Annotated in this window: 17 protein-coding genes and 1 pseudogene; 11 read left to right on the top strand and 7 right to left on the bottom strand. The window is 71.2% G+C overall.

The genetic code is table 11. The annotated features are described in order from the left end of the window. Window positions 1-4 precede the first annotated feature (4 nt). Together G5C60_RS03910 and G5C60_RS03905 are read left to right on the top strand one after the other, a co-directional pair. Window positions 5-352 carry an NADH-quinone oxidoreductase subunit K gene (locus G5C60_RS03910; protein WP_165254796.1) on the top strand — a complete coding sequence of 116 codons (348 nt, stop codon included), beginning with the start codon at window positions 5-7 and terminating at the stop codon, window positions 350-352. Then, window positions 352-2,121, top strand: a complete 1,770-nt coding sequence (locus tag G5C60_RS03905; RefSeq protein WP_165254748.1) for a complex I subunit 5 family protein — start codon at window positions 352-354, stop codon at window positions 2,119-2,121. Before G5C60_RS03910 ends, G5C60_RS03905 begins: the two co-directional genes overlap by 1 nt. An 18-nt stretch (window positions 2,122-2,139) precedes the next feature. Here the strand turns inward: G5C60_RS03905 and G5C60_RS03900 are convergent, their stop codons facing one another. Next, window positions 2,140-2,790 carry a DUF4230 domain-containing protein gene (locus G5C60_RS03900; protein ID WP_165254747.1) on the bottom strand — a complete coding sequence of 217 codons (651 nt, stop codon included), beginning with the start codon at window positions 2,788-2,790 and terminating at the stop codon, window positions 2,140-2,142. Between the two features lie 140 nt (window positions 2,791-2,930). Here G5C60_RS03900 and G5C60_RS03895 point away from each other — a divergent pair, with 140 nt between their 5' ends. Continuing rightward, entirely contained in the window at window positions 2,931-4,124 is a 1,194-nt protein-coding gene (locus G5C60_RS03895; RefSeq protein WP_165254746.1) for a cytochrome P450, read from the top strand. A gap of 11 nt (window positions 4,125-4,135) precedes the next feature. Here G5C60_RS03895 and G5C60_RS51515 read toward each other — a convergent pair. Beyond that, window positions 4,136-4,368 (bottom strand): annotated as a pseudogene (locus G5C60_RS51515) (GTP-binding protein); the annotation flags it as partial. 275 nt (window positions 4,369-4,643) lie between these two features. Between G5C60_RS51515 and tuf the strand changes: the two are divergent. Continuing rightward, on the top strand, window positions 4,644-5,837 hold the full coding sequence (gene tuf, locus G5C60_RS03890; protein WP_165254745.1) for an elongation factor Tu: 1,194 nt from the start codon (window positions 4,644-4,646) through the stop codon (window positions 5,835-5,837). Window positions 5,838-5,885: 48 nt separating this feature from the next. Here tuf and G5C60_RS03885 read toward each other — a convergent pair whose 3' ends face one another. Then, the gene (locus G5C60_RS03885) at window positions 5,886-6,266 is read right to left on the bottom strand and encodes an anti-sigma factor antagonist (protein ID WP_165254744.1); all 381 of its coding nucleotides are present in this window, start codon (window positions 6,264-6,266) and stop codon (window positions 5,886-5,888) included. 211 nt (window positions 6,267-6,477) lie between these two features. Beyond that, entirely contained in the window at window positions 6,478-6,906 is a 429-nt protein-coding gene (locus tag G5C60_RS03880; RefSeq protein ID WP_165254743.1) for a MarR family winged helix-turn-helix transcriptional regulator, read from the bottom strand. A gap of 106 nt (window positions 6,907-7,012) precedes the next feature. Here G5C60_RS03880 and G5C60_RS03875 point away from each other — a divergent pair, with 106 nt between their 5' ends. Further along, window positions 7,013-8,470: an aldehyde dehydrogenase family protein gene (locus G5C60_RS03875; RefSeq protein WP_165254742.1), complete on the top strand. Its 1,458-nt coding sequence runs from the start codon at window positions 7,013-7,015 to the stop codon at window positions 8,468-8,470. Window positions 8,471-8,492: 22 nt separating this feature from the next. Continuing rightward, window positions 8,493-9,605, top strand: a complete 1,113-nt coding sequence (locus G5C60_RS03870) for an alcohol dehydrogenase catalytic domain-containing protein (RefSeq protein WP_165254795.1) — start codon at window positions 8,493-8,495, stop codon at window positions 9,603-9,605. A gap of 83 nt (window positions 9,606-9,688) precedes the next feature. On the opposite strand, the gene G5C60_RS03865 is transcribed toward G5C60_RS03870, so the two are convergent. Then, window positions 9,689-10,639, bottom strand: coding sequence for an NADP-dependent oxidoreductase (locus G5C60_RS03865; RefSeq protein WP_165254741.1), 951 nt, complete (start codon window positions 10,637-10,639; stop codon window positions 9,689-9,691). 69 nt (window positions 10,640-10,708) lie between these two features. Between G5C60_RS03865 and G5C60_RS03860 the strand changes: the two genes are divergently transcribed. Next, complete coding sequence (locus tag G5C60_RS03860; RefSeq protein WP_165254740.1) at window positions 10,709-11,695, top strand: GlxA family transcriptional regulator; 987 nt, start codon at window positions 10,709-10,711, stop codon at window positions 11,693-11,695. Here G5C60_RS03860 and G5C60_RS03855 read toward each other — a convergent pair. Both G5C60_RS03855 and G5C60_RS03850 read right to left on the bottom strand, forming a co-directional pair. After that, window positions 11,648-12,964 carry a PucR family transcriptional regulator gene (locus tag G5C60_RS03855; protein WP_338145679.1) on the bottom strand — a complete coding sequence of 439 codons (1,317 nt, stop codon included), beginning with the start codon at window positions 12,962-12,964 and terminating at the stop codon, window positions 11,648-11,650. The two genes, G5C60_RS03860 and G5C60_RS03855, sit on opposite strands and share 48 nt — an antisense overlap. 67 nt (window positions 12,965-13,031) lie before the next feature. After that, window positions 13,032-14,561, bottom strand: coding sequence for a DHA2 family efflux MFS transporter permease subunit (locus tag G5C60_RS03850; protein WP_165254739.1), 1,530 nt, complete (start codon window positions 14,559-14,561; stop codon window positions 13,032-13,034). 225 nt (window positions 14,562-14,786) lie between these two features. On the opposite strand from G5C60_RS03850, the gene G5C60_RS03845 reads away from it, so the two are divergent. The 4 genes from G5C60_RS03845 to ccrA all read left to right on the top strand — a co-directional run bounded on the left by G5C60_RS03845 (window position 14,787) and on the right by ccrA (window position 23,246). Then, window positions 14,787-16,520: a fatty acyl-AMP ligase gene (locus G5C60_RS03845; RefSeq protein ID WP_165254738.1), complete on the top strand. Its 1,734-nt coding sequence runs from the start codon at window positions 14,787-14,789 to the stop codon at window positions 16,518-16,520. Next, complete coding sequence (locus G5C60_RS03840; protein WP_165254737.1) at window positions 16,517-20,770, top strand: type I polyketide synthase; 4,254 nt, start codon at window positions 16,517-16,519, stop codon at window positions 20,768-20,770. The genes G5C60_RS03845 and G5C60_RS03840 overlap by 4 nt, the downstream gene beginning before the upstream one ends. A 136-nt stretch (window positions 20,771-20,906) precedes the next feature. Then, window positions 20,907-21,869: an alpha/beta hydrolase gene (locus tag G5C60_RS03835; RefSeq protein WP_338145678.1), complete on the top strand. Its 963-nt coding sequence runs from the start codon at window positions 20,907-20,909 to the stop codon at window positions 21,867-21,869. Window positions 21,870-21,953: 84 nt separating this feature from the next. Beyond that, entirely contained in the window at window positions 21,954-23,246 is a 1,293-nt protein-coding gene (gene ccrA, locus G5C60_RS03830) for a crotonyl-CoA carboxylase/reductase (protein ID WP_165254736.1), read from the top strand. Window positions 23,247-23,489: the final 243 nt, after the last annotated feature.

Below are 23,489 nucleotides of genomic sequence, written 5' to 3'. Positions count from 1 at the left end.
CGTGATGTCCGTCCTGCCGTACCTGGTCGCCGCGTGGATCTTCCTCGTCGGCTGCTACGGCCTCGCCACCAGCCGCAACCTGATCCACGCCGTCGGCTGCCTGTCGGTCTGCCAGGCGGCCACGTACGTCCTGCTGCTCGCCGTCGGCTACCGCGACGACGCCACCGCCCCCGTCTACTCCGACATCGAGCCCGGCTCGCGGCCCGTGGTGGACCCGGTCGTGCAGTCCCTGGCCCTTACCGACGTGGTCGTGGGCGCCACCGTCACCGCCCTGCTGCTCGCCCTCGTGCTGCAGATCGCCAAGCGCCACGGCACGCTCGACCCGGACGAACTCTCCGAGCTGCGCGGCTGATGAACCACCCGAACCATCTGCTGCCGCTGCTCGTCGCCGTACCGCTGCTCGGCGCCGCGCTCCTCGTCGCGGGCGGCCGCCGACTGCCGCGCGCCGTGGCCGAGTCGGTGGGCTGTGCCGCATCGGCGGCCACGGCGGGCCTCGCGATCTACCTCGCCCTGCAGTCCTCGCCGCCCATAGTGGAATGGGCCGGCGACTGGGTGCCCCGCGACGGCGAGAGCGTCGGCATCATGCTCGTCGGGGACGGGCCGGGGCTCGGCATGGCCGCGCTCGCCTCCCTGCTGACCCTGGCGGCACTGGTGTACTCCTGGCACTACTTCGACGAACCGCCGCGCCGCCACGCCGGCTCCTTCCCGGCGCTCATGCTGCTCTTCCAGGGCGGCATGTGCGGCTTCGCGGTCGCGGGGGACCTGTTCAACGCCTTCGTCTTCTTCGAGCTGATGAGCGTCGTGGCGTACGCCCTGACAGGCCACCGGGTGGAGGAGGCCCGGGCCGTGCAGGGCGCGCTGACCTTCGGGGTGATCAACTCCCTTGGCGCATATGCCATGTTGATGGGCATCGGGCTGCTGTACGCGCGTACCGGCGAGCTCGCCATGGCGCAGATCGGGCGGCGGCTCGACGCACAGGGCCCGCCCGACGCGCTGGTCCTCGCGGCCTTCGTCCTCGTCCTGACCGGGCTCCTCGTCAAGGCCGCGGCCGTGCCCTTCCACTTCTGGCTGCCGGACGCGCACGCGGTCGCGCCGACACCGGTGTGCATGCTGCTGTCCGGCGTGATGGTCGAGCTCGGCGTGTTCGGGGTGTGGCGCGTGTACGGAGACGTCTTCGCCGGCCCGGGCGGCATCCCGGCGGCGGACCTTCAGCGTGTGCTGCTGGTGCTGGGTGTGCTGACGGGGGTGGTCGGCGCGGTGATGTGCTGGTACCAGCGGCACGTCAAACGCCTGCTGGCGTACTCGACGGTCGCCCACATAGGGCTCTTCCTCACCGGCATCGGCGTACTCACCCCGGCGTCGGACGGCGGAGTCGCGCTCTACATCCTCGGCCACGCCGGAGTGAAGGCCGCCCTCTTCGCCGCCACGGGAATCGTCCTCGACCGGTACGGCAGCGTCGACGAGCACGCGCTGCACGGGCGCGCCCGGGAGCTGCGCGGGGTCGCGGTGCTGTTCCTCGTCGGGGCGCTGGGCCTGGCCGGGCTGCCGCCGTTCGGCACCGCGCTGGGCAAATCGCTGACCGAGGAGGCGGCGGGACCGGCGCTGACGGTGGTCTTCGTGGCCGTGTCGACGGTGACCGCGGCCGCCGTGCTGCGGGTCGCCGCGCGGGTGTTCCTCGGGCTCGGCCCGAAACCCGAGGAACACGCCTCGTACGAGACGACCGGCGCCGGTGAGCGGCCCGAGACCCGGCGGCGGCTCAGGCGCGTACCGGACACCATGACGACCGTCCCGGCGGTGCTGCTCGCCGCCTCGCTCGCCGTCGGCGTGGTGCCGGGCTTCGCCACCGTCGTGGACCACGCCGTGAACGAGGCCGGCTCCGCCGGAGCGTTCACCTCACCCCACTGGACTCCGGCCGGAGTGCTCCTCGGCCTCGCCTCGACCCTCCTGGCCGTGGCTCTCGCCGGGCTCGCCGTCACCCGCGGCAAGGGCCTGCCCGGCGAGACCTGGAGCGGACCGCTGCGCCGCCTGCAGTCCGGGCACATCGGCGACTACGTGGCCTGGCTGCTGATGGGCGCTGCGCTCCTCGGCGGGCTTGCCCTGCCCGGCATCCTCACCGGCTGAGGGCCAGGGGCACGGGGCTCACGCCCCGTACGTCACGTTCACCTCCTTGAATCCCAGTGAGCCCAGCAGTCCTTTGAGCATGCCGGTGGTGTTCTCCTCGGCGCGGGCGGTGAGTTGGCTGTCCTTCGCCGCGTCGCCGATGTGCCGGGCCGCGAGCCGCTGGACGGCCCGTTCGTCGTTCGGGTTGTCCGAGAAGATGTCGCCGAGCCGGTCGAGAAGGCCGCGCTGCTTGGACACGGCGTACGAATGGTCGGGGTCGAGCGCGGGCTTGCCCAGCGCGGCGTGCGGGAGCCTGAGCGTGGCGGACGTGCGGTCCTCGTCGACCTTCACGTCCTTCTCGCCGATCTTTCCGAGATCCACAAAGGCGTCCACGGTGCCGGCGCCCACGTACAGGGTGCGGGTGCCGCGGAGCGCGTCGGGCAGGAACCGGGCGTCCTTCTCCAGATCCACCACCACCTGGAAATTGCCCGAGGCGGCGTCGTAACGGCTGATGTCCTGGATGGACTTGAGGAGTGTGGGCCCCGACCGGTCGTGGGTGTCCTCGCGGAACACGTCGCCGAGCCCGGGCAGCAGACTCAGCCGCAGTCCGGTGAAGAACACCACCAGTATCAGGAGCATCGCGGTCAGGATTTTCGCCCATCCGGGCAGGCGTTTCAGGGACGTCGTCATATCGACCGTCCTCCTTCCCGTTTGTTGAATACCCTCCAAATCCCTTGACAGGCCGAACCGTTGGCCGAATGACGCCGCGACGGGGGCATTGAGGGCGCACTAGCGTGGAAGGTGTCCCCCCGGCGTGCCAGGAGAACCGAATGACCCCACACAGCACCTCCCGGCCCCTCGTCCCCATGCACGACTTACCTCTTCCCGAGCCCGGGCCGCCCCGCCGCGGCACACTCGCCACCGGCACACCCGTCTGGCTGATCAGCCGGCACGCGGACGTACGCCACGTGCTCATGGACGCCCGCTTCAACCGCAGTTCGCTGTACGGCGACGATCCGCCACGTCTTTTTGCCGTGCCGAACCTGCTCGACAGTCCCGACGGGATGCTCAACCAGGACGGCCCGGCCCACCAGCGGCTGCGCCGCACCGTGCAGCGGGCGTTCACCCCGCGGGCGATCGCGCGCTGGCGGCCCTGGGTGACCGGCGCGGTGGAGACACTGCTCGACCGGTTCGCCGAGCAGCACCGGCCCGCCGACATCATCGAGGGGTTCACCCGGCCGCTGCCGGTGTCGGTGATCTGCCGCCTCATGGGTCTCGAGCATCTGGACAGCGAGCGACTGCGCCACTGGGCCGACCACGCGCTCTCCGGCGGCGCGCACACCGCCGAGGAAGTCGAGCGCGCGCTGCGGGAATTCGGCGAGTTCTCGGCGCGGCTGATCGCCGAGCGGCGGGCCGCGCCGGGGGAGGACCTGGTCAGCGAGCTGGTGGCGGCCGCGGACGCCAGTCCGGGCGTTGACGACCGGCAACTGGTGCGTATGGTCTGCGGGTTGGTCGTGGCGGGGCACGAGACCACCATGACCGCGCTCGGCAACGCGGTCGTCTACCTCCTCACCGACGGCCGCGCCGCCTGGCCCGGCCTCGCGAAGGACGAGGAGGCGGCGGCCACCGCGGCCGAACAGCTCCTGCGCACCATCCCGCTCACCGAGGGACGCGTCCTGCCCGGCCTGATCCGGCGGGCCGTCGAGGACGCGGAGATCGGCGGCGTGACGATCCCGGCCGGCAGCGTGGTCGCCCTCCAGACGAACGTCGCCAACCGCGACCCCCACGTCTACCCGCCGGGTCCGCCCGACCTCACCGCCCCGCTCCCGACCCCCAGCGTGGCCTTCGGCGCCGGACCCCACCACTGCCTGGGCGCCTGGCTCGCCCGCCTCGAACTCGAACTCGCCCTCCACCACCTCGCCGCCCGCTTCCCCCAGCTGACCGCCGCGTTCACACCGGAGACGATCAGCTGGCGGGAGGGCCAGATGACGCGCAGCCCGCTGCGGCTGCCCGTGACCTGGTGAGCGGCCCTGACGAGCGTGGGCAGGCGCAGCCGCCGCAGGGTCTTCATCAGCATCCGCGTCTGGGCCTGCACGCCCTCCACGGCGGACAGCAGCACCGCGCCGTCGAGGACCTCCAGGGCGCACTCGACCTCCGCGATAGCAGCCGCTCGGTGAGGCTGGTCTTACCGGCGTCGGCGTGCGCCAGGATGCCGATGTTCAGGGTGTGCGGGATGTGCGCCGTGTGCGGGGTGTTCTGGATGTTCATGCGTGGTCGAATCCTCGAGAACTGTCGTCCGGTGGGGGCGATGGGTTTCGAGGAAATCGGCGCATTCCGGTCTCCTGAATATCGGGGTGTGGGGCGTGGTCATCATGGCGCGCCCGCGGCGGGTGGCCGCAACCGAATTTCCCGGCCCTGGACAGGGCATACCGAATGGACAACAACAGTTCCGAAGAGAATTCTGAAGACAACACCAAAAGAACGCGGAGGCAGGACCAAGCGAAGCGCGCTCGGCGTCACCCAGGTGATCAGGAGGGCTTGCAGTGTCCAAGGCGAAGTTCGAGCGGACCAAACCGCATGTGAACGTCGGGACCATCGGTCATATCGACCACGGTAAGACGACCCTCACGGCAGCCATGACGAAGGTGCTGCACGACAGGTTCCCCGACCTGAACCCGTACACGCCGTTCGAGCAGATCGACAAGGCGCCCGAGGAACGGCAGCGCGGCATCACGATCTCGATCGCGCATGTCGAGTACCAGACGGAGCACCGGCACTACGCGCACGTCGACTGTCCGGGGCACGCCGACTACATCAAGAACATGATCACGGGCGCGGCGCAGATGGACGGGGCGATCCTCGTGGTCGCCGCGACCGACGGCCCGATGCCGCAGACCAAGGAGCACGTCCTGCTCGCGCGGCAGGTCGGCGTCCCGTACATCGTCGTCGCGCTGAACAAGGCCGACATGGTGGACGACGAGGAGATCCTGGAGCTCGTCGAACTGGAGGTGCGCGAGCTGCTCACCGAGTACGAGTTCCCCGGCGACGACGTCCCGGTCGTCCGGGTCTCCGCGCTCAAGGCCCTCGAGGGCGACGAGCGGTGGGGCCAGTCGGTCATCGAACTCCTCGCGGCCGTCGACGAGTTCGTACCCGAGCCCGTACGCGATGTCGACCAGCCCTTCCTGATGCCGGTCGAGGACGTCTTCACCATCACCGGTCGCGGTACGGTCGTCACCGGCCGTATCGAGCGCGGCGTGCTGAAGGTCAACGAGACCGTCGACATCATCGGCATCAAGCCGGAGAAGACCACCACCACGGTCACCGGCATCGAGATGTTCCGCAAGCTGCTCGACGAGGGCCGGGCCGGTGAGAACTGCGGCCTGCTGCTGCGCGGGGTGAAGCGTGAGGACGTGGAGCGCGGCCAGGTCATCATCAAGCCGGGCTCGGTGACCCCGCACACCGAGTTCGAGGCGCGGTCGTACATCCTGTCCAAGGACGAGGGCGGCCGGCACACGCCGTTCTTCAACAACTACCGTCCGCAGTTCTACTTCCGTACGACGGATGTGACGGGTGTGGTGACCCTGCCCCAGGGCACCGAGATGGTCATGCCGGGTGACAACACCACCATGCATGTCCAGCTGATCCAGCCCGTCGCGATGGAGGAAGGGCTGAAGTTCGCCATCCGCGAGGGCGGGCGGACCGTCGGCGCCGGTCAGGTCACCAAGATCGAGAAGTAGCCCCCGGGGCAGGACAGGAAGCAGCCCCCGGGGCAGGACAGAGAGAAGTCATACGGAGCCGGAGGTGGTCTCGGACTGCCCCAGTGCCTCGTCCAGAGTCGGCAGCGGAGGCAGGAGTCCGTCGAGCCCGGTCACCTGGAGGATGCGCAGGGTCTGCGGGTGGGTGCAGACCAGGTGCAGCTGCCCGCCCTGGGCGAGGACCCGGCGCCGGGCCCGGTACAGCAGGCGCAGGCCCGAGCCGTCGAAGAACTCGATGTGCCGCAGATCGAGCACGACCTGTGCGCCGGTGCGCCCTGTCGCCGCGTCCAGGAAGGGGAAGATCTCCAGGGCCGCGACGATGTCGATCTCGCCGTGAAGCTCCAGCACGGTGGGCTCGCGGTCCCGGTGGACACGCAGATGCGGAGTGAGGGGCGCGGGTTCGTTGTGCACGACGACATCACCTCACCGTTCCCCACTCTGAAAGTTACCCGCGATGGGGTGAATTCCAGCATGTTCGCTTGACATATGTCTTGGATTTGCGGGGTTCGGCACTCAATGGTTACAGGCTCAATGGTTACGAACTCAATGGTTGCAGGCTGAACGGGTACGGACTGAACGGGTACGGACTGAAGGGTGCGGGCGCACGGCTACCGCCGCGCCGCTACGACAGCGCCTGCCACGCCTTCGACAGTGCCAGCCGGAACTGCTCGGTCTGGTGCGCGGTGAGATCCCGGACCATGCGCTCCTCGAGTTCCCTCACGGGTTCGGCGTGCCGCGCGAGCAGATCGCGGCCAGACTCGGTGAGGAGAATCAGCAGTTCCCGGCGATTGCGAGGGTTGCGCTCGCGGCGTACAAGACCTCGGTTCTCCAGGGCCCGGACCACGTCGGCCACGGACTGCGCGGTGACGAACGAGTCGCGCGCGAGCTGCGCCGCGGACAGACCGTCGTGCCGCTCCAGGACGGTGAGCGAGGTGTACTGAAGCGCCGTGATCCCCGTCGGTCTCAGCAGTTCGTCGAGATGGGAGCGGACGACGAGTTCCACCTGCTTGACCATGTACAGGAGTGACGGGGACGTCTTGGTGGCGACCATGAACGTCAGCGTAAGGCATTGACAGGAAACCTGTCTGTAATGAGACTGCGAACCAACAGGAATCCTGTTGGTTGAAATCTTAGCGATCAAGGCTGGGGAGTGGGCAATGACGACCACCTTCGAGAGCGAGCCCGGGCGGCTGTTCATCGGTGGGCAGTGGCGCGAGGCCGCGGACGGGGCGCGTACGGACGTGATCGACCCGTCCACGGGTCAGGTGGTCACCACGGTCGCGGAGGCGGGTGCCGCCGATGTCGACGCCGCCGTACGGGCCGCGCGCGACGCCTTCGACAACAGCGGCTGGGCCGGCTTGAGCGGCCGTGAACGCGGCCGCGTGCTGCACCGGGTCGCCGAGCTGATCCGGGAGAACGCCGACGAGATCGCGGCCCTGGAGAGCCTCGACGTCGGCAAGCCGATCTCGCTGTGCCACGCCGTCGACGTGACGAACGCGGCCAACGACTACGAGTACTACGGCTCCCTCGCCTGGACCCTGGACGGCGCGACCCGTGACACCCCGCTCAACGCCCACGCCTACACCCGGCGCGGTCCGCTCGGCGTGGTCGCCGCGATCACGCCCTTCAACTTCCCGCTGATCCTGGCCGGTTCGAAGATCGCCCCGGCGCTCGCGGCCGGCAATACGGTGGTGCACAAGCCCGCCGACGAGACCCCGCTCAGCGCCCTCTACATGGCCGGCCTGCTCAAGAAGGCCGGCGTCCCGGACGGCGTCTACAACGTCGTCACCGGCACAGGACCGGTCGCCGGTGAGGCGCTGCTGCGCAACCCCGGCATCGACAAGGTGGCCTTCACCGGGTCGACCGCGGTCGGCCGGCACGCGGCGAGCGTCGCCGGCGAGGCCCTCAAGCCGGTCACGATGGAGCTCGGCGGCAACGCGGCCCACATCGTCTTCGACGACGCCGACGTCGAGAAGGCCATCGGCGCCGTCATCAAGGGCTTCGTCTTCAACACGGGTCAGTTCTGCATGGGCGGCCCGCGCCTGCTGGTCGCCCGCCCGCTGTACGACACCGTGGTCGGCATCCTCGCCGACGCCGTGCCCGGCGTCCCGGTCGGCGACCCCCGGCAGCCCGAGACCGTCGTCGGACCGATGGCGGGGGAGAGGCACCTGAAGAAGGTCGAGGAGTACGTCGAACTGGCCCGCAAGGAGGGCGGCCGCGTCGTCTGCGGCGGCGAACGCCTCGACCTGAACGGCGGCTTCTACTACAAGCCCACGGTCATCGCGGATCTGAGCAACGACTCCCGCGTCGTCCAGGAGGAGGTCTTCGGACCGGTCCTCACCGTGCAGCCCTTCGACTCCGAGGACGAGGCCGTCGAGATGGCCAACTCCACGCCGTACGGGCTGGCTTCGGGCATCCAGACCACCAGCCTCGCCCGCGCGCACCGGGTCGCCGACCGCCTCCAGGCCGGGATCGTGTGGGTCAACGACTGGGCGATGCTCGACCCCGCCGTTCCGTTCGGCGGGGTGAAGGACTCCGGCTTCGGCCGTGAGTACGGGCCCGAGGCGCTCGCCGGTTACACCAAGGTCAAGTCCGTCGTCATCTCGCTCGACTGAGCGCACCTCCAGAGGAGTTCGCATCATGTCCACCACTCGTGCAGCCGTGGTCGAGTCCGGGGGAGCGCCGTTCACGCTGTCCGCCGTCGAGCTCGACGAACCGCGTCCAGGCGAGGCGCTCGTCCGGATGGTCGCCGCCGGGCTGTGCCACACCGACCTCGGTGTGGCGAGCGGCGGTCTGCCGTTCCCGCTGCCCGGAGTCCTCGGGCACGAGGGCGCGGGCGTAGTCGAGGCCGTCGGCTCGGACGTCACCGGGATCGAGCCCGGCGACCACGTCGTCCTGTCCTTCACCTCCTGCGGCAGCTGCAAGAACTGCCGCGACGGCCACCCTGCCTACTGCGCCGCCTGGCTGCCGCTGAACCTGATCGGCGGGCGCAGGCCCGACGGCACCAGCCCCATCAGCCGCGACGGTGAACCGCTCGGCGGTCACTTCTTCGGCCAGTCCTCGTTCGCCGAGCGGGCGCTGGTGGACCAGCGGAGCCTGATCAAGGTCGACCGGGACATACCGCTGGAGTCCATCGCGCCGCTGGGCTGCGGGGTGCAGACCGGCGTGGGCGCCGTGTGGAACGTACTGGAGCCCCGGACGGGGGACACGCTGGTGATCCTCGGCGCCGGCGCGGTCGGTCTGTCGGCGGTGATGGCCGCGGCGATGACGCCCGCGACCACGGTGATCGCCGTCGACAAGGTGGCCGAACGGCTGGAACTGGCCCGCGAGTTGGGTGCCACGCACACCGTGAACGCCGGTGACGGAGACACCCTCGAGGCCATCCGGCTGATCACGGACGGCGCCGGCGCCGACGGCGTCGTGGAGACCACCGGCAACGTCGCCGTCCTGCGCATGGGCGTGGACGCACTCGCCGCGCGCGGCACGGCGGTCATCGTCGGCGCACCGCCGTTCGGCTCCGAGGTCGCCCTGGACGTCAACGGAATGCTCGGCGGCAAGCGCGTCGTGGGCCTGACCCTCGGCGACCACGACACCCAGACCGCGATCCCGGCCCTGGTCAAGCTCGTCCGCGAGGGCCGCTTGCCGCTGGACAGACTGATCACCAAGTACGCGTTCGACGACATCGGCCAGGCGGTACAGGACATGAGCGCGGGCAAGACGATCAAGCCCGTGCTCACGTTCGCCCCGTAAGGGGCGCGGGGAACTGCGCGCTCAGCCACGGACGGCCCGCAGCTTACGAACCGCAGTTCCCCGCGGACCCCTTCAGCTCACCTTCAGCTCACCCGAAGAACGATCTTCCCCATGGTCCGCCCGCTCTCGCCCAGCGCATGCGCCTTCGCCGCATCGGCCAACGGGAAGGTCTCGGCGATCGTGGCGCGCAGCTTGCCCGAATCGACGAGGCCGGCGATCGCCCGCATACCGCTGCGGTCGGCGTCGACCAGCATCCTGACGGCCCGCACCCCGAGCCCCTCGGCCTCCTTGAACAGGTCCGGCGACCCCAACGGCAGGATCGAGACCAGCAGCCCGCCCTCGCGCAGCACCCGCAGCGAGCGGAAGGAGTACTCGCCGCCGATCGCGTCCAGGACGACGTCGACGTCACGGACGGCCTCGGCGAAATCGGTCTCCCGGTAGTCGATCAGCTCATCCGCGCCAAGGCCGCGCAGAAAGTCGTGCTTGCCCGCGCTCGCGGTGCCGATCACGTGGGCGCCCCGCGCCTTGGCGATCTGAACGGCCACATGCCCGACCCCGCCGCCCGCCGCGTGAATCAGCACCCGTTGCCCCGGCCGCAGATCCGCCGTCTCGACCAGGGCCTGCCACGCGGTCAGAGACACAAGCGGCAGCGCGCCCGCCTCCGTGTGGTCGATCCCGGACGGCTTGTGCGTGAAGGCGCGGGCCGGGGCGGTGACGTACTCGGCGTGCGAGCCGTGGCCGAACGGGTAGGACAGCATCCCGAAGACCTCGTCCCCGGGCCTGAAATGGGCGACGCCGATCCCCGCCGCCTCGACCACGCCGGAGACGTCCCAGCCGAGGACGAAGGGCGGCTCGCCCAGGAAGCCGCCGGTGGCACGGTGCTTCCAGTCGGTCGGGTTGACGCCGGCGGCGCGCACGCGGACCAGCACCTCGTTCGGCCGCGGGTCCGGGCGCTCCAGCTCGATCTCCTTGAGGACCTCGGGACCACCGAGGACGTCCTGACTGATGGCACGCATCGTGTTCTCACTGCTCATGAAGCCAGCTTGCCGGGATTCGGACGTCAGGAAAATGGCATGATTGCCATTGTTCGATAGGATCGTGCCATGGGGCAGACGCGCTGTGGATACGGGGAGTACGACGGGCACGTGGAACGGGTCGTGGTGCTGGCGCTCGACGGCGTCTACTCCTTCGAACTCGGCATCCCCACACGGGTCTTCGGCTCGGCCGAGGGGCGGTACGAGGTGGTCACCTGCACCGCCGACGGTCGGCCGGTGCGCACCAACGCGGACTTCTCCATCACCGTGGAGCACGGCCCGGAGGCGCTGCGTACGGCCGACACCGTGGTGATCCCGCCCTACGAGCTGTCGCACATCAGCGCCGAAGTGCCCGAGCCGGTGGCCGCCGCGCTCCGGCAGACCCCGCCCGGCGCCCGGATCGTCTCCATCTGCACGGGCGCCTTCGTCCTGGCGGCGGCCGGGCTGCTCGACGGGCGGCGGGCCACGACGCACTGGCAGCTCGCCGGACTGTTCAGGAAGCTGTTCCCGGACGTCGATCTTGACCCGGACGTGCTGTTCGTCGACGAGGGCTCGATCCTGACCTCGGCGGGAGCCGCCTCCGGCGTCGACATCTGCCTGCACCTCGTCCGCAAGGACCACGGCAGCGAGCTGGCCAACCGGGTGGCGCGCTGCTGCGTGGTGCCGCCGTGGCGGGACGGCGGTCAGGCGCAGTACATCGAGCAGCCCGTGCCGGAGCCCTCGACGGCGGGCACGGCGGCCACGCGACAGTGGGCCCTGGAACACCTGGGCGAGCCGCTGACCCTGGCCGATCTCGCCGCCCACGCCCGCATGAGCCTGCGCACCTTCGCCCGCCGCTTCAACGACGAGGTCGGCATGAGCCCCGGCCGCTGGCTCATCCAGCAACGCGTCGCCCGGGCACGCCAGTTGCTCGAAGCCAGCGATCTGACGGTGGACCAGATCGCGGGCGAGGTCGGCTTCGCGACGGGCACGTCGCTGCGGCAGCACCTGCACACGGCGATCGGCGTGTCACCGCAGGCCTACCGCCGCACGTTCCAGACCGACCGCCGAAGCTGAACGGCGTGCCGAGCGGCGGAGGTTGAGAGCCCGTAAGGCCAGCTGCATCTCGAACTGGACCGCGGCGTCGTGGAGCCGGTCGCCGAAGAGTTCGTCGAGCTGGCGCATGCGGTAGCGGACCGTCTGAGGGTGGACGGCGAGCCGGTGGGCGACCTCGCTGGCGTTGTGGCCGCACTGGAGCCAGCTGAGGAGCGTCTCGGCGAGGCGATCGCGCTGGGGCGGGCGGACGGCCTCCAGCGGGCGCAGGTGACGGTCGGCCATCGCCTTCACCAGGGCCTCGTCGCGGAACAGCAGAAGAGTCGCCAAGTGGTCCTGGCAGCAGACCAGTTCCGTGTCCGGCAGGACACCCTGCCGGGCCAGATCCAGCGCCTCGGCCGCCCAGCGCAGCGACCTCGCCCCCTCCTGAAGCCCCACCGTCAGCCCCATGGCGGCCCGCAGCCCGCGCAGCGCCCCGGCGACGGCACGCGACTGCCCCGGACCCTCCGGATCGGGCACGACCAGCACGGCCGGCCGCACGTCGAACCGCGCGAGGAACCCCGGCGGCAGGATCGGCCGCGCCGCCGTCCCCTGCGCCCCGTGGTCGATGACGACCACGGCCAGGGTCCGGGGCACCGGCCACTGCGCGGCGTGCGCGAGCTCGCTGATGGCCTCGGCGGATGCGGGCGGGTCCACGGTCAGCAGATCGATCAGCCGCGTACGCCGCTGCTGGAGCTCACCGGCCGCGTGCAGCCGCGCCTCCGTGTAGCCCGCGGTCGTCGCGGCAGCCATCTCGTCCAGGTGCAGGAACATCGCCTCTCCGAACGCGGCCAGCACATTGCGCGGCAGCAGATCGGCGTCGACCAGCGCGTTGATCCGGCGCCAGGTCACCCGGGCGCCGAGGCGCAACGCCGACTGGAAGGAGTCCAGGCTGCGCCCCTCGTCCGCCTCGCCGCGCCCGATGCGCTGGTACGTCGCCTTCACCGGTTCCCAGTCGGTGTCCGGCTTCGCCATCCGCTCCAGGAACCCCTGCAAGGCGTGCTCCACGCCCTGGTGCACGACATGCATGTACGTGTCGTCCGTCGGACGCGCGTACTCCGGGATCTCGGTTCTGATCGCCTGCACGACCTCTTCCGTGATGTCGGCGAAGAAGGGTCTGAGGTCGTGGTGCAGACCGGAGGGGAACGCCTTGAACGGGCCGTCCGGTTCCTCGTCCGTCGCCACGGCGTCCATTGTCGCCGTGGCGTTCGCGGCCTTGCTCGCCGAGCTCTCCAAGGTGCGGAATCCGTTCACGCAGCGGCTCCTCCTGCGCACGGGAAGTGGGGCACGGTGACGATATCCGCAGAGATTCTGCCGAGGGTCATCGGCGACTGACAGGGATGGGGGCCGGGCTTGTCACCTCATGACAAGAGGAGTTCCGCACAAGGGGAGTTGTGCTCCGCGCCGCCACCCGACGCGGCCCTGTCCGAGGCGGCCACATCCGACGCTGCCGTACCCGCCGATGGCGCCCCCGGCGGCGCAGCGTCACCAGCGTCACGAACGCGCCCGCCAGCACACAGCACGCCGCGAGCCGCAGCCCGATGTCGTACCCGTCGAGAAAGGCACTGCGCGGATCGGCACCGGCCCGCAGCTCCGAGCGCTCACGCCGGGTGAGGACGACACCCACCAGCACCACCCCGAACACTCCCGAGACCTCGCGCGCCGCGCTCACAAGACCGGTCGCCATGCCCGTCCGGGCGTCCGGGACCTGGGCGAGGCAGCGCACCGTCAGGGGAGTGGTGAGCGCCGAGCCCGCGCCGATCATCAGCAGCCCCGGCTGCAGGTCCCAGTAGCCGGCGTGCGCGCCCGTCCCCGAGACGTACAGCAGACCGGCCGCCACCACGCCGAGCCCCACCGCGATCGACACATGGGCACCCAGCACACGAGCCGCCCGCTCGGCCAGCGGCGTGCAGAGCAGCAGCGCCCCCGCCAGCGGCAGAAAGGCCAGCCCCGCTCTGGTCGGTGAGAAGCCGAGCACCTGTTGAAGGTAGAGGGCCGTGAAGAAGAAGACGCCGTTGACGCCGATGCCCCACAGCACCTGCGCGACGACCCCGCCGGTGAGGAACCGGTCACGCAGCAGCCCGAGTTCGACGAGCGGCCGGGCGGCCCGGGTCTCCACGACGAGGAACACACAGGCGGCGACCGCCGAAACGCCCAGGCACAGTGGCACGGGCGCGGCGCCGAACCCGTGTTCTCCGCCCCGCACAAGACCGTATGTCAGCAGATAGAGCGCGAGGACGGAGAACAGCACACCCGGCAGATCGAGCCCGCCGCGGCGGGAAGCGGACCCCTTCGGCTTGGCGGGCACCGCCGGCATCAGCAGCAGAGCGATCAGTCCGAAGGGCACGTTCAGCGCGAACACCCAGCCCCAGCTCCACTGCTGCGTGACGAAGCCGCCGACCACGGGTCCGAGCGCCAGCGCCACGGCGAGCGCCGCCGTCCACAGGCCGACGGCCAGCGACCGCCACCGCGCGGGCAGATCGGCGGCGACCACCGCAAGGGACGCCGGGATGACCAGCGCGGCCCCGACCCCCTGCACCGTACGAGCCGCGATCAGCGTGCCACCGCTGTCCGCGAGGGCGGCCGCCGCCGACGCCGCCGTGAAGACCACGACCCCGACCGTCAGCACGGGCCGGCGCCCGAACAGATCGGTCAGCCGCCCGCCGGGCAGCAGCAGCGCGCCGAAACTGAGCACATAACTGCTGGCCACCCACTCCAAGTCCGTGACGCTCAGCCCCAGTTCGCGTTGCACGGTCGGCAGGGCCACATTGATGACCGTGTTGTCGAGCGTCGTGATGAACCCGGTCAGGGTGAGCAGGGAAAACAGCGCGAACAGCCGTGCACGTCCCACGAGTCGCTCCTTCCGCCGTCGCCCGGATTGTCGGCGGCGGAGCGTCGCACTGGCTCTGGCCCACGGTATGGAATCGGCGGCCCGCCTTTGTCAACGGACTGACAGAACGCGGCAGACGAACTGTCAGCACGTCGTCTAACCCACGCGCGCCCGGAGGCGGAACCTGGTGCACCGCTCGGCTCAACACGCGCCGCCCCCCTCACAGTTGGACCAGTTGGAGTCGCCATGCCCCTCGCCCAGCCTGCTGTCGACGCCCCACTGATGACGGACCACCTGCGGCACTGGGCCCGACACCGGCCGCAGCAACGCGCCTTCAGCCACGTCGACTTCCCCGGCGGCGACTCCACGGGACGGCACCGCAGCCTCGGCTGGCGCGCCCTCGACGCCCGCGCCAGAGCCGTCGCCGACCGCCTCGTCACGGTCGCCTCACCCGGCGAACGGGCCGCCCTCGTGCTGCCCCAGGGGCTCGACTACGCGGCCGGATTCCTCGGCTGCCTGTACGCCCGCGTGATCGCCGTACCCCTCTTCGGCCCCGGGCTCCCGGGCCACGAAGGAAGACTCGCGGCCGTCCTCGCCGACTGCGAACCGGCCTGCCTGCTCGCCGACACGACCACCGCATCCTCCGTACGAGCCTTCGTACGGGACCGCGGCCTGCCGGACGTACCGGTCGTCCCCGTCGATCAACTCACCGGCCGGCGCACCGAATCCGGCGGCGCCGACGGGCCGGGACCGCGGCCCGAGCCCGGAGACATCGCGTACCTCCAGTACACCTCCGGCTCCACCCGCAGTCCGGCCGGCGTGATGATCAGCCACGCCAACGTCGTCGCCAACGCCCGCCAGGCCATCGACGCGTTCGTCGCCGATCCGCGGGCCGCCACGACGGTCGGCTGGCTGCCGCTCTTCCACGACATGGGCCTGGTCCTCAGCATCGCCGCCCCCGTCGTGGGCGGCTTCCCGTCCGTCCTCATGGACCCCGTCGCCTTCCTCCAGGACCCCTCCCGCTGGCTGCGCCTCCTCGGCTCGTACGAGGGGACCGTCAGCGCCGCCCCGAACTTCGCGTACGACTACTGCGTGGCCCGCACCGATCCCGCGCTCGTCGACGAACTGGACCTGGAACGCGTACGGGTGCTCATCAACGGCAGCGAGCCGGTGCGCGCGGGGACGGTGGACCGCTTCCGCACCAGGTTCGCGCCCGCCGGACTCGATCCGGCCGCGCACTGTGCGGCGTACGGACTGGCGGAGGCCACCGTGTTCGTGACCGCGGACTCGCCGGACGTACCGCCCTCGACCGTCGCCTGCGACGCCGACGCGCTCGCGCGAGGACGCGTGGAGGAGTCGCCGGACGCGGAGGCGGCCGTGCTCGTCCCGTGCGGGGCGCCCGTGGGGCAGGAGGTGCGGATCGTGGACGCGGACGGTGCCGTGCTGCCGGAAGGGCGGGTCGGTGAGATCCAGTTGCGCGGGCCCAACATCGGGCTCGGCTACTGGAAGCGCGCCGAGCTCTCCGCCGAGACCTTCGGCTTCGGCGCGACGGGCGACTGGCTGCGTACCGGCGACCTCGGAGCCGTGCACGAGGGGCGGCTCCTGGTCACCGGCCGGCTCAAGGACGTGATCATCGTGGACGGGCGCAACCACTACCCCCAGGACATCGAGGAGACCGTACAGACGGCCGCCTCTCTGGTCCGTCGCGACCGGCTCGCGGCGTTCGGTGTGACCCGGCCGGACCGCACGGGCGAGGAACTCGTCGTGGTCGCGGAGCACCGACGTGACACCGAACCGACGGACGAGGACGCCTGGCAGGCCGAACGCACCGTGCGCGCCGCCGTCTCCGCCCGCCACGGACTGCGTCTCGGTGCCCTGCTGCTCGTCCCGCCCGGCTCCGTGCCCCGCACGAGCAGCGGCAAGGTGTCCCGCGCGGCGGCCCGCGCACGCTTCCTGGAGGGAGGGTTCGGCGCCCGATGAGCGCGTCACATACGCCGTACGCACCGCATGCCTCGCGCACGGAGATCCGGCGGCGGATCGGTGAACGGCTCCACGCCTGGTACGGCCTCGACCCGGCCGACCTCCTCGACGACCGTCCCCTCGCGGAGCTCGGCCTGACCTCGAGGGACGCGGTGGCCCTGACGGCCTCACTGAGCGAACTGGCAGGCCACCGCCTACCGGACACGCTGCTGTGGGAGGTCCCGACGATCGATGCGCTGGTGACACGACTGGAGGAGGAGGCCGCGTTCGGCGTCGGCGGAGTTGAAGCCGAAGTGCCACCCACGAAGGGCGGGCCTCCGACGGCCGAGGCGCCACTCGCGGCAGCGGACGGTCCTGCGGCGGGCGCGGTGGCCGACGGTCGCGCGCCGGGCGTACCGGTCGACAGCCATGTGCCTGGCGCGGTGGCCGACGACCGTGTACCCGGCGTGGCGGCTCACGCTCCGCGTGCCGCGGGCGGCGGCGGGGCCCCGAGCTCCGTCGCCGTCGTCGGCCTCGGCTGTCGCCTTCCCGGCGGGGTCGGCTCGCCCGAGGCGTACTGGCGGCTCCTCGCCGAGGGGCGGGACGCCGTCGGTACGCTCCCGCCGGGGCGCTGGGATCCCTTCGTGCGGGACGCGGCGCGGCTGCCGGACGACGTGAGTCGGTACGGTGCCTTTCTCGGTGGGCTCGATGACATCGCCGGGTTCGACGCCGAGTTCTTCGGTATCGCCGCGCACGAGGCCGCCGCCATGGACCCTCAGCACCGCATGCTTCTGGAAGTCACCCGTGAGGCCCTCGACCACGCGGCCCTCCCCGCGCCCGCGCTCGCCGGCACCCGTACCGGCGTCTTCGTCGGCATCAGCGGCAACGAATACGCCCACCTCACCACGGCCGACCCCGGCGCCGTGGACGCCTGGACGGCCACGGGCGCGGCCCTGAGCATCGCCGCGGGCCGTCTGTCGTACGCCCTCGACCTGCGCGGTCCCAGCCTGTCCGTCGACACGGCGTGCTCGTCGTCGCTGGTCGCCGTGCATCACGCGGTGCGCAGCCTGACGACGGGCGAGAGCGACACGGCCCTCGCCGCAGGGGTGAACCTGCTGCTGAGCCCCGCGGTGACCCTCGGCTTCCAGCGCACGGGCGCGCTCGCCCCGGACGGCCGGTGCAAGGCGTTCGACGCGGACGCCGACGGGATCGTACGCGGCGAGGGGTGCGGTGTCGTCGTACTGAAGCGCCTCGCGGACGCCGAACGCGACGGCGACCGCGTCCTGGCGGTGATCCACGCGACGGCCGTCAATTCGGACGGCCGCTCCAACGGGCTGACCGCCCCCAACGCCGAGGCCCAGCGCGCCCTCCTCGCCGAGGCCCACGACACCCCCACGGCCGTGGACTACGTCGAGGCGCACGGCACCGGCACCGCCCTCGGCGACCCCATCGAAGCGAGCGCCCTCGGCGCCGTACTCGGCCGAGCCCGCCCCATGGACCAGCCCCTGCTGATCGGCTCGGCCAAGACGAACCTCGGCCACCTGGAGGCGGCCGCCGGCATCGCGGGCCTGATCAAGACGGTGCTGGCGCTGCACCACGGCGAGATCCCCGGCCAACTGCACTTCACCCGCCAGGGACCGCACGCCGACCTCGACGCACTCGGCCTGCGCGTGGTCACCCGGCCGGAGCCCTGGCCCCGCTACTCGGGCACGGCGACCGCGGGCGTCTCGGCCTTCGGCTTCGGCGGCACGAACGCCCATGCCGTACTCGCCGAACACCGGCCGGCCCGTCGGGCGAGCGGTTTCCCGGAGCGCCCCCGGCTGCTTCTGCTCGACGGGCCCACAAGAGAACGAGTGCGGTCGTACGCCGGTGAGCTCGCCGCCTGGCTGACCACCTCCGACAGCCGGCGCGTACGCGACACCGACCTCGCCCGCACCCTCGCGGGCCGCCTCGGCCGTGGCCGCCACCGCGCGGCCCTCGTCACCCGCGACCGCGCGGAGACCGTCACCGCGCTCACACGCCTCGCCGCGGGCGATCCGTCCCCGCACCTGGTCACGGGGGAAGGAACACCCGGCGACTCCGGCCCCGTCTGGGTCTTCTCCGGCTACGGCTCCCAGTGGCCCGGCATGGGCAGCCAACTCCTCGACACGGAAGGGGCGTTCACGGCCGCCGTCGACCGACTGGAACCACTGCTGCGCGACCATGCGGGAGTCTCCCTGCGCGCCGGACTCCAACCCGACGCCGCGCTGTCGAGCCCCGCCACCGTCATGCCCATCCTGTACGGCATCCAGGTCGCCCTCGCCGAGCTGTGGCGCTCGTACGGACTCGAACCCGCCGCCGTCATCGGCCACTCCCTCGGCGAGATCGCCGCGGCGGTCGTCTCCGGAGCCCTGGACGAGGCAACCGGCGCACGCATCATCGCCGTACGCTCCCGGCTGCTGGACCGGCTGACCGGCGGATCCATGGCCGTCGTGGACCTCCCGGCCGCTGAGATCGCCCTGCTGGCAAGGGAGTTCCGCACGCTCGGCGTCGCCGTGCACGCCTCTCCGGTGCAGTGTGTGGTCACGGGCTCGGCCGAGGACGTGGCCGGCCTTGTCGCCCGGGTGAACGGCGACGGCGGCTTCGCCCGCGCGCTGGGTGTGTCCGGAGCCGGGCACTCGCCCGAAGTCGAGCCGCTGCTGGGGGAGTTCACCCGTGAGCTGGGTGAGATCCGGCCCACCGCGCCCCGCTGCCGCCGCTACTCCACCGTGCTGGGCGATCCCCGCGAGGCCGCGCCCGCCGACACTGCGTACTGGGCGGCCAATCTGCGCAACCCCGTGCGCTTCACGCAGGCCGTGCGCGCGGCAGCCGAGGACGGACACCGCGTCTTCGTCGAAGTGGCCCCCCACGCAACGCAGTTGCACCCCCTGACGGAGACCTTGCGCGCCGCCGGTGCCGAGGACTTCCTGGTCGTGCCCACCCTGCGCCGCGACACCGACGACGCGCTCACCTTCCGCACCTCGCTGGCGACCCTGATCGTGCACGGCGTGCGGATGGACCGGCCACGGGAGCACCTGCACCCCGAGGGACGCATCATGGACGTCCCGTCGCCCCGTTGGCGGCACCGCCGGTTCTGGGTGGGGGAGGAGGCGGCGGTGGACTCGGCTCCGGCCGAGTCCACCGACCGCGGCGCGAGTCCCGTGGAGCGGCTTCGGCTGTGCGTGGCCGCGGTGATGGGGTACAGCCCCGAACACCTCGACCCCGACACGCCGTTGACCGACCTCGGCCTGGACTCGCTCACGGCCGTGCGCATACGGGGCGTCGTGGAGCGGGAGTTCGACGTTGTGGTCGAGCCGGGCGTGCTGCTGAAACAGGGGACGTTGAGGGGCGTCGCCCAACTCCTGGGGACTGAAACAGGTACTGCATCAGGTGACGCGGCCGTGGCCCCGGGCGTCCCCGTACGCGAGCAGCCCACCCGGCCCACCGCACCGGATCGCCTCCGTGCCTTTCCCGCCACTGGCCCCCACACACCCCTCTTCCTGGCCCACGCCGCGGGCGGATCCTCCGACGTCTACGCCCAGTTGGCCGCGCGCCTCGACCATGACCGCCCGGTGCACGGCTTCGACCGCTCGCCGGACCCCGACGACGTGCCGGCACGAGCAGCGGAGTTCGCCCGGCGCATACGCGAGGTGATCCCCAACGGCCCCTGGATGGTGGGCGGTTGGTCGTACGGCGGTGTCGTCGCCCAGGAGACGGCCCGGCTCCTCTCCCCGCACGGCACCGTCTCCGCCCTGGTCCTGCTCGACTCGGTCCTGCCGCTGCCGCTGCCGACCGGCCTCACCGCCGCCGACCTGGCCCTGCGCCATTTCCAGGACTTCGCCGCGTACGTGGAACGCACCTACGGCACCCGCCTCGACCTGCCGTACGACGAACTGGCCGCTCTCGACGACACGGGCAGGATCGACCTCGTCATCAAGGTACTGAGGGAGACCGTCGAGCTGCCGGACTCCGTGCTCGAACATCAGCGCACCTCATATCTGGACCTGCGCAGCGGCGAACGCCACACACCCGGCCGCCACACGGGCCGCACGCTGCTGTACCGGGCGAGCGAGCCCGCCCCGCACACGGTCCGCGACCCCCGCTACGAGCGAGACGACGCGTCGCTCGGCTGGGACGCCCACTGCACCGACCTCACCGTCGTCCCGCTGCCCGGCCACCATCTGTCACTGCTCGACCCACCGGTCGTCGACGTACTGGCCGAACTGCTGACACGCGATCTGCGGGACTCCTGAAGGGACTTCACCGATGCCTCAGAGGCCGCGCCCCAAGCCGAGCCCGAGTCCGAGCCCGAGTCCGAGTCCGAGTCCGAGTCCGAAGCCGCACCGGAAGCCGCGCCCGAAGCTCCGCGCGCAGGGCAGATGTGCCGCCGTGATCGCCGTCGCGACGTCCCTGCTCGGCACGGGAGTCGTGCTCGCCTCGCCCTCGGCGGCCGCACCCATGGCGGCCACCGTGCGAGCCGAGCGCGGGGCCACCATCGTGGGGGAGAAGTGGCTGGACGCCCGCACCGTCGACCTCACGATCGACTCCCCGGCGGTCGGCGCCGCCCTGCCCGTACGCGTGATCCTGCCGACCGGTTATGCCGCGAACCCCGACCGCACCTGGCCCGTCCTCTACCTCCTCCAGGGCGCCCACGACGACTACACGTCCTGGACCCGGGAGACGGACGTCGCCGACTTCCTGGCGGACAAGGACGTCCTCACCGTGATGCCGGCCTCGGGCCCCACCGGCATCCCGACCGACTGGTGGAACTACGGAAGTGCCGACGCGCCGGACTACGAGACGTTCCAAGTGGACGAGCTGATGGGGCTGTTGGCGCAGAAGTTCAGGGCGGGCACGAAGCGTGCCGTCGCGGGCGTCTCCACCGGTGGCTATGGGGCCCTCGCCTTCGCCGCACGGCACCCAGGAACCTTCGGGGCGGCGGCCTCGTACAGCGGGATCCTCGACACCACCGCCCTCGGCATGCCCACCGTCCTCAACGCGATCGTCGCCCGGGAGCAGTTGCTGCCGCTGACGCTGTGGGGCAGCCCGCTGTTCCAGCGGGACAACTGGACCCGGCACAACCCCTACGCCCAGGCGCGCCACCTCAAGGGCACCGAGTTGTACGTCTCCCAGGGCAGCGGCCTGCCCTCCAGTGACTTCGGCAACCTCGAAGGCGCGGTGCTCGAAGGCGTGCTGTGGTCGCAAGCGCGCCGATTCGCACGGCAGTTGGAGGCCCTGGACATTCCGGCCCAGGTGCACTTCTACAACGGGGGAGTGCACGACTGGCCGAACTGGCGGCAGGAGTTCAAGGCCTCGTGGCCGACGCTCGCAGCGGGCCTCGGTCTGAGTTGACGCGCTGACCTCTCAAGTCCCGCAAGTCCCGCAAGCCCCTCAAGGTCCTCAAGGTCCTTCAAGTCCCCCCTCAAGGAGGCAGCCATGGACGCCCTGGCCGAGGCCGTGGTGGCGGGAGCCGCCCCGGCCGAACTGGAGCAGCTTCCCCTGCCCGGTCACTTCACCGCCGCCCATCTGCGGGCGGAGGACGTGGACAGTTTCACCGGATTCACCGAAGCCGACGACAAGGACGTCCGCAAGTCCATCCACATCGGCTCCGTACCGATGCCCGAACTCGCCCCGAACGAGGTGCTGGTGGCCGTCATGGCGAGCGGCATCAACTACAACACGGTGTGGTCGGCGATGTTCGAACCCATTCCGACCTTCACGTTCCTCAAGCACTTCGGCCGCCAGGACCGGTGGGCGGCCCGGCACGACCGGCCCTTCCACGTCATCGGATCCGACGCGTCCGGGGTCGTCGTGCGCACCGGATCGGGCGTCCGCCGGTGGCGGGTCGGCGACCGGGTCGTGGTCAGTCCGGTGTACGTCGACGAGGAGGACCCGGCGACCCACGCCGACGGCATGCTGGGCACGGGCATGCTCGCGTGGGGCTTCGAGACCAACTACGGAGGGCTGGCCCACTACACCGTCGCCCGCACCAGCCAACTCCTGCCCAAGCCGGCCCACCTGACCTGGGAGGAGGCGGCGTCGAACCCGTTGTGCGCGGGCACGGCCTACCGCATGCTCGTCAGCGACCGGGGTGCCCGGATGACACAGGGCGACGTCGTCCTGATCTGGGGAGCGGCGGGCGGTCTCGGCGCGTACGCGGTCCAGCTCGTCCGCAACGGCGGCGGGATCGCCGTCGGCGTCGTCAGCAGCGAGCGGAAGGCGGAGTACGCCCGCCGTCTGGGATGCCACCACGTGATCAACCGGGAGGAGATCGGCCTCAGCGGCAGCGAGGCGCCCGCGGATCCCGCCGTGGTCGGCAAGCGGCTCGGCAAGCTGATCCGGGCCGCGACCGGCGAGGACCCGCATATCGTCTTCGAGCACGTCGGCCGGGCCACCTTCGGTGTCTCCGTCTACGTCGTCCGCCGCGGTGGCACGGTCGTGACCTGCGGCTCCAGCACCGGCTACCAGCACGAGTTCGACAACCGCTACCTCTGGATGCGGCTCAAGCGCATCATCGGCAGCCACGGCTCCAACCTCCAGGAACAGGCCGCCGTCGGCCGCCTCCTCGACCTCGGCCACCTCGCCCCGGCGCTCACCGCGACCTACCCCCTCACCGCCACGGCGGAGGCCGCCCGCCTGGTCCAGAACAACGAGCACCTCGGCAAGGTCGGCGTCCTCTCCCTGGCCCCCGCTCCGGGCCTCGGCGGCACGGCCTCCGAACGCCGGTAAAAGTTATTTGTCGACTCCAACGGCGCAGGTCGGAGCGCGGTGAAAGCCGTGGGGATGTGGGCCGGGAGGTTGATTCCGAGGAGATCAAACCCGATAAGGTTCCTTGTGGCGCGGCGAGTTGACGCCCTAGCACTCAGTTGTCGCTCGCCGCCCACGCATGCCCGCCGCGCGGTCGACCGCCGTGCGACGAGTGCGTCCCCGAGCTTCTCCCCCCTGTTCGACCATGTTGCTTCGAAGGATGCA

Origin of the sequence: Streptomyces scabichelini (genome assembly GCF_011045015.1) — a bacterium.
GTDB lineage: Bacteria > Actinomycetota > Actinomycetes > Streptomycetales > Streptomycetaceae > Streptomyces > Streptomyces scabichelini.
This window is presented reverse-complemented; position numbering and strand designations above follow the sequence as displayed.

Coding starts and splice junctions, on each gene's coding strand:
- G5C60_RS03900 (WP_165254747.1), bottom strand. CDS start 2,790: ATGACGACGTCCCTGAAACGCCTGCCCGGATGGGCGAAAATCCTGACC.
- ccrA (WP_165254736.1), top strand. CDS start 21,954: ATGGACGCCCTGGCCGAGGCCGTGGTGGCGGGAGCCGCCCCGGCCGAA.
- G5C60_RS03905 (WP_165254748.1), top strand. CDS start 352: ATGAACCACCCGAACCATCTGCTGCCGCTGCTCGTCGCCGTACCGCTG.
- G5C60_RS03910 (WP_165254796.1), top strand. CDS start 5: ATGTCCGTCCTGCCGTACCTGGTCGCCGCGTGGATCTTCCTCGTCGGC.
- G5C60_RS03840 (WP_165254737.1), top strand. CDS start 16,517: ATGAGCGCGTCACATACGCCGTACGCACCGCATGCCTCGCGCACGGAG.
- G5C60_RS03865 (WP_165254741.1), bottom strand. CDS start 10,639: ATGAGCAGTGAGAACACGATGCGTGCCATCAGTCAGGACGTCCTCGGT.
- G5C60_RS03845 (WP_165254738.1), top strand. CDS start 14,787: ATGCCCCTCGCCCAGCCTGCTGTCGACGCCCCACTGATGACGGACCAC.
- G5C60_RS03860 (WP_165254740.1), top strand. CDS start 10,709: ATGGGGCAGACGCGCTGTGGATACGGGGAGTACGACGGGCACGTGGAA.
- G5C60_RS03880 (WP_165254743.1), bottom strand. CDS start 6,906: ATGGTCGCCACCAAGACGTCCCCGTCACTCCTGTACATGGTCAAGCAG.
- G5C60_RS03875 (WP_165254742.1), top strand. CDS start 7,013: ATGACGACCACCTTCGAGAGCGAGCCCGGGCGGCTGTTCATCGGTGGG.
- G5C60_RS03895 (WP_165254746.1), top strand. CDS start 2,931: ATGACCCCACACAGCACCTCCCGGCCCCTCGTCCCCATGCACGACTTA.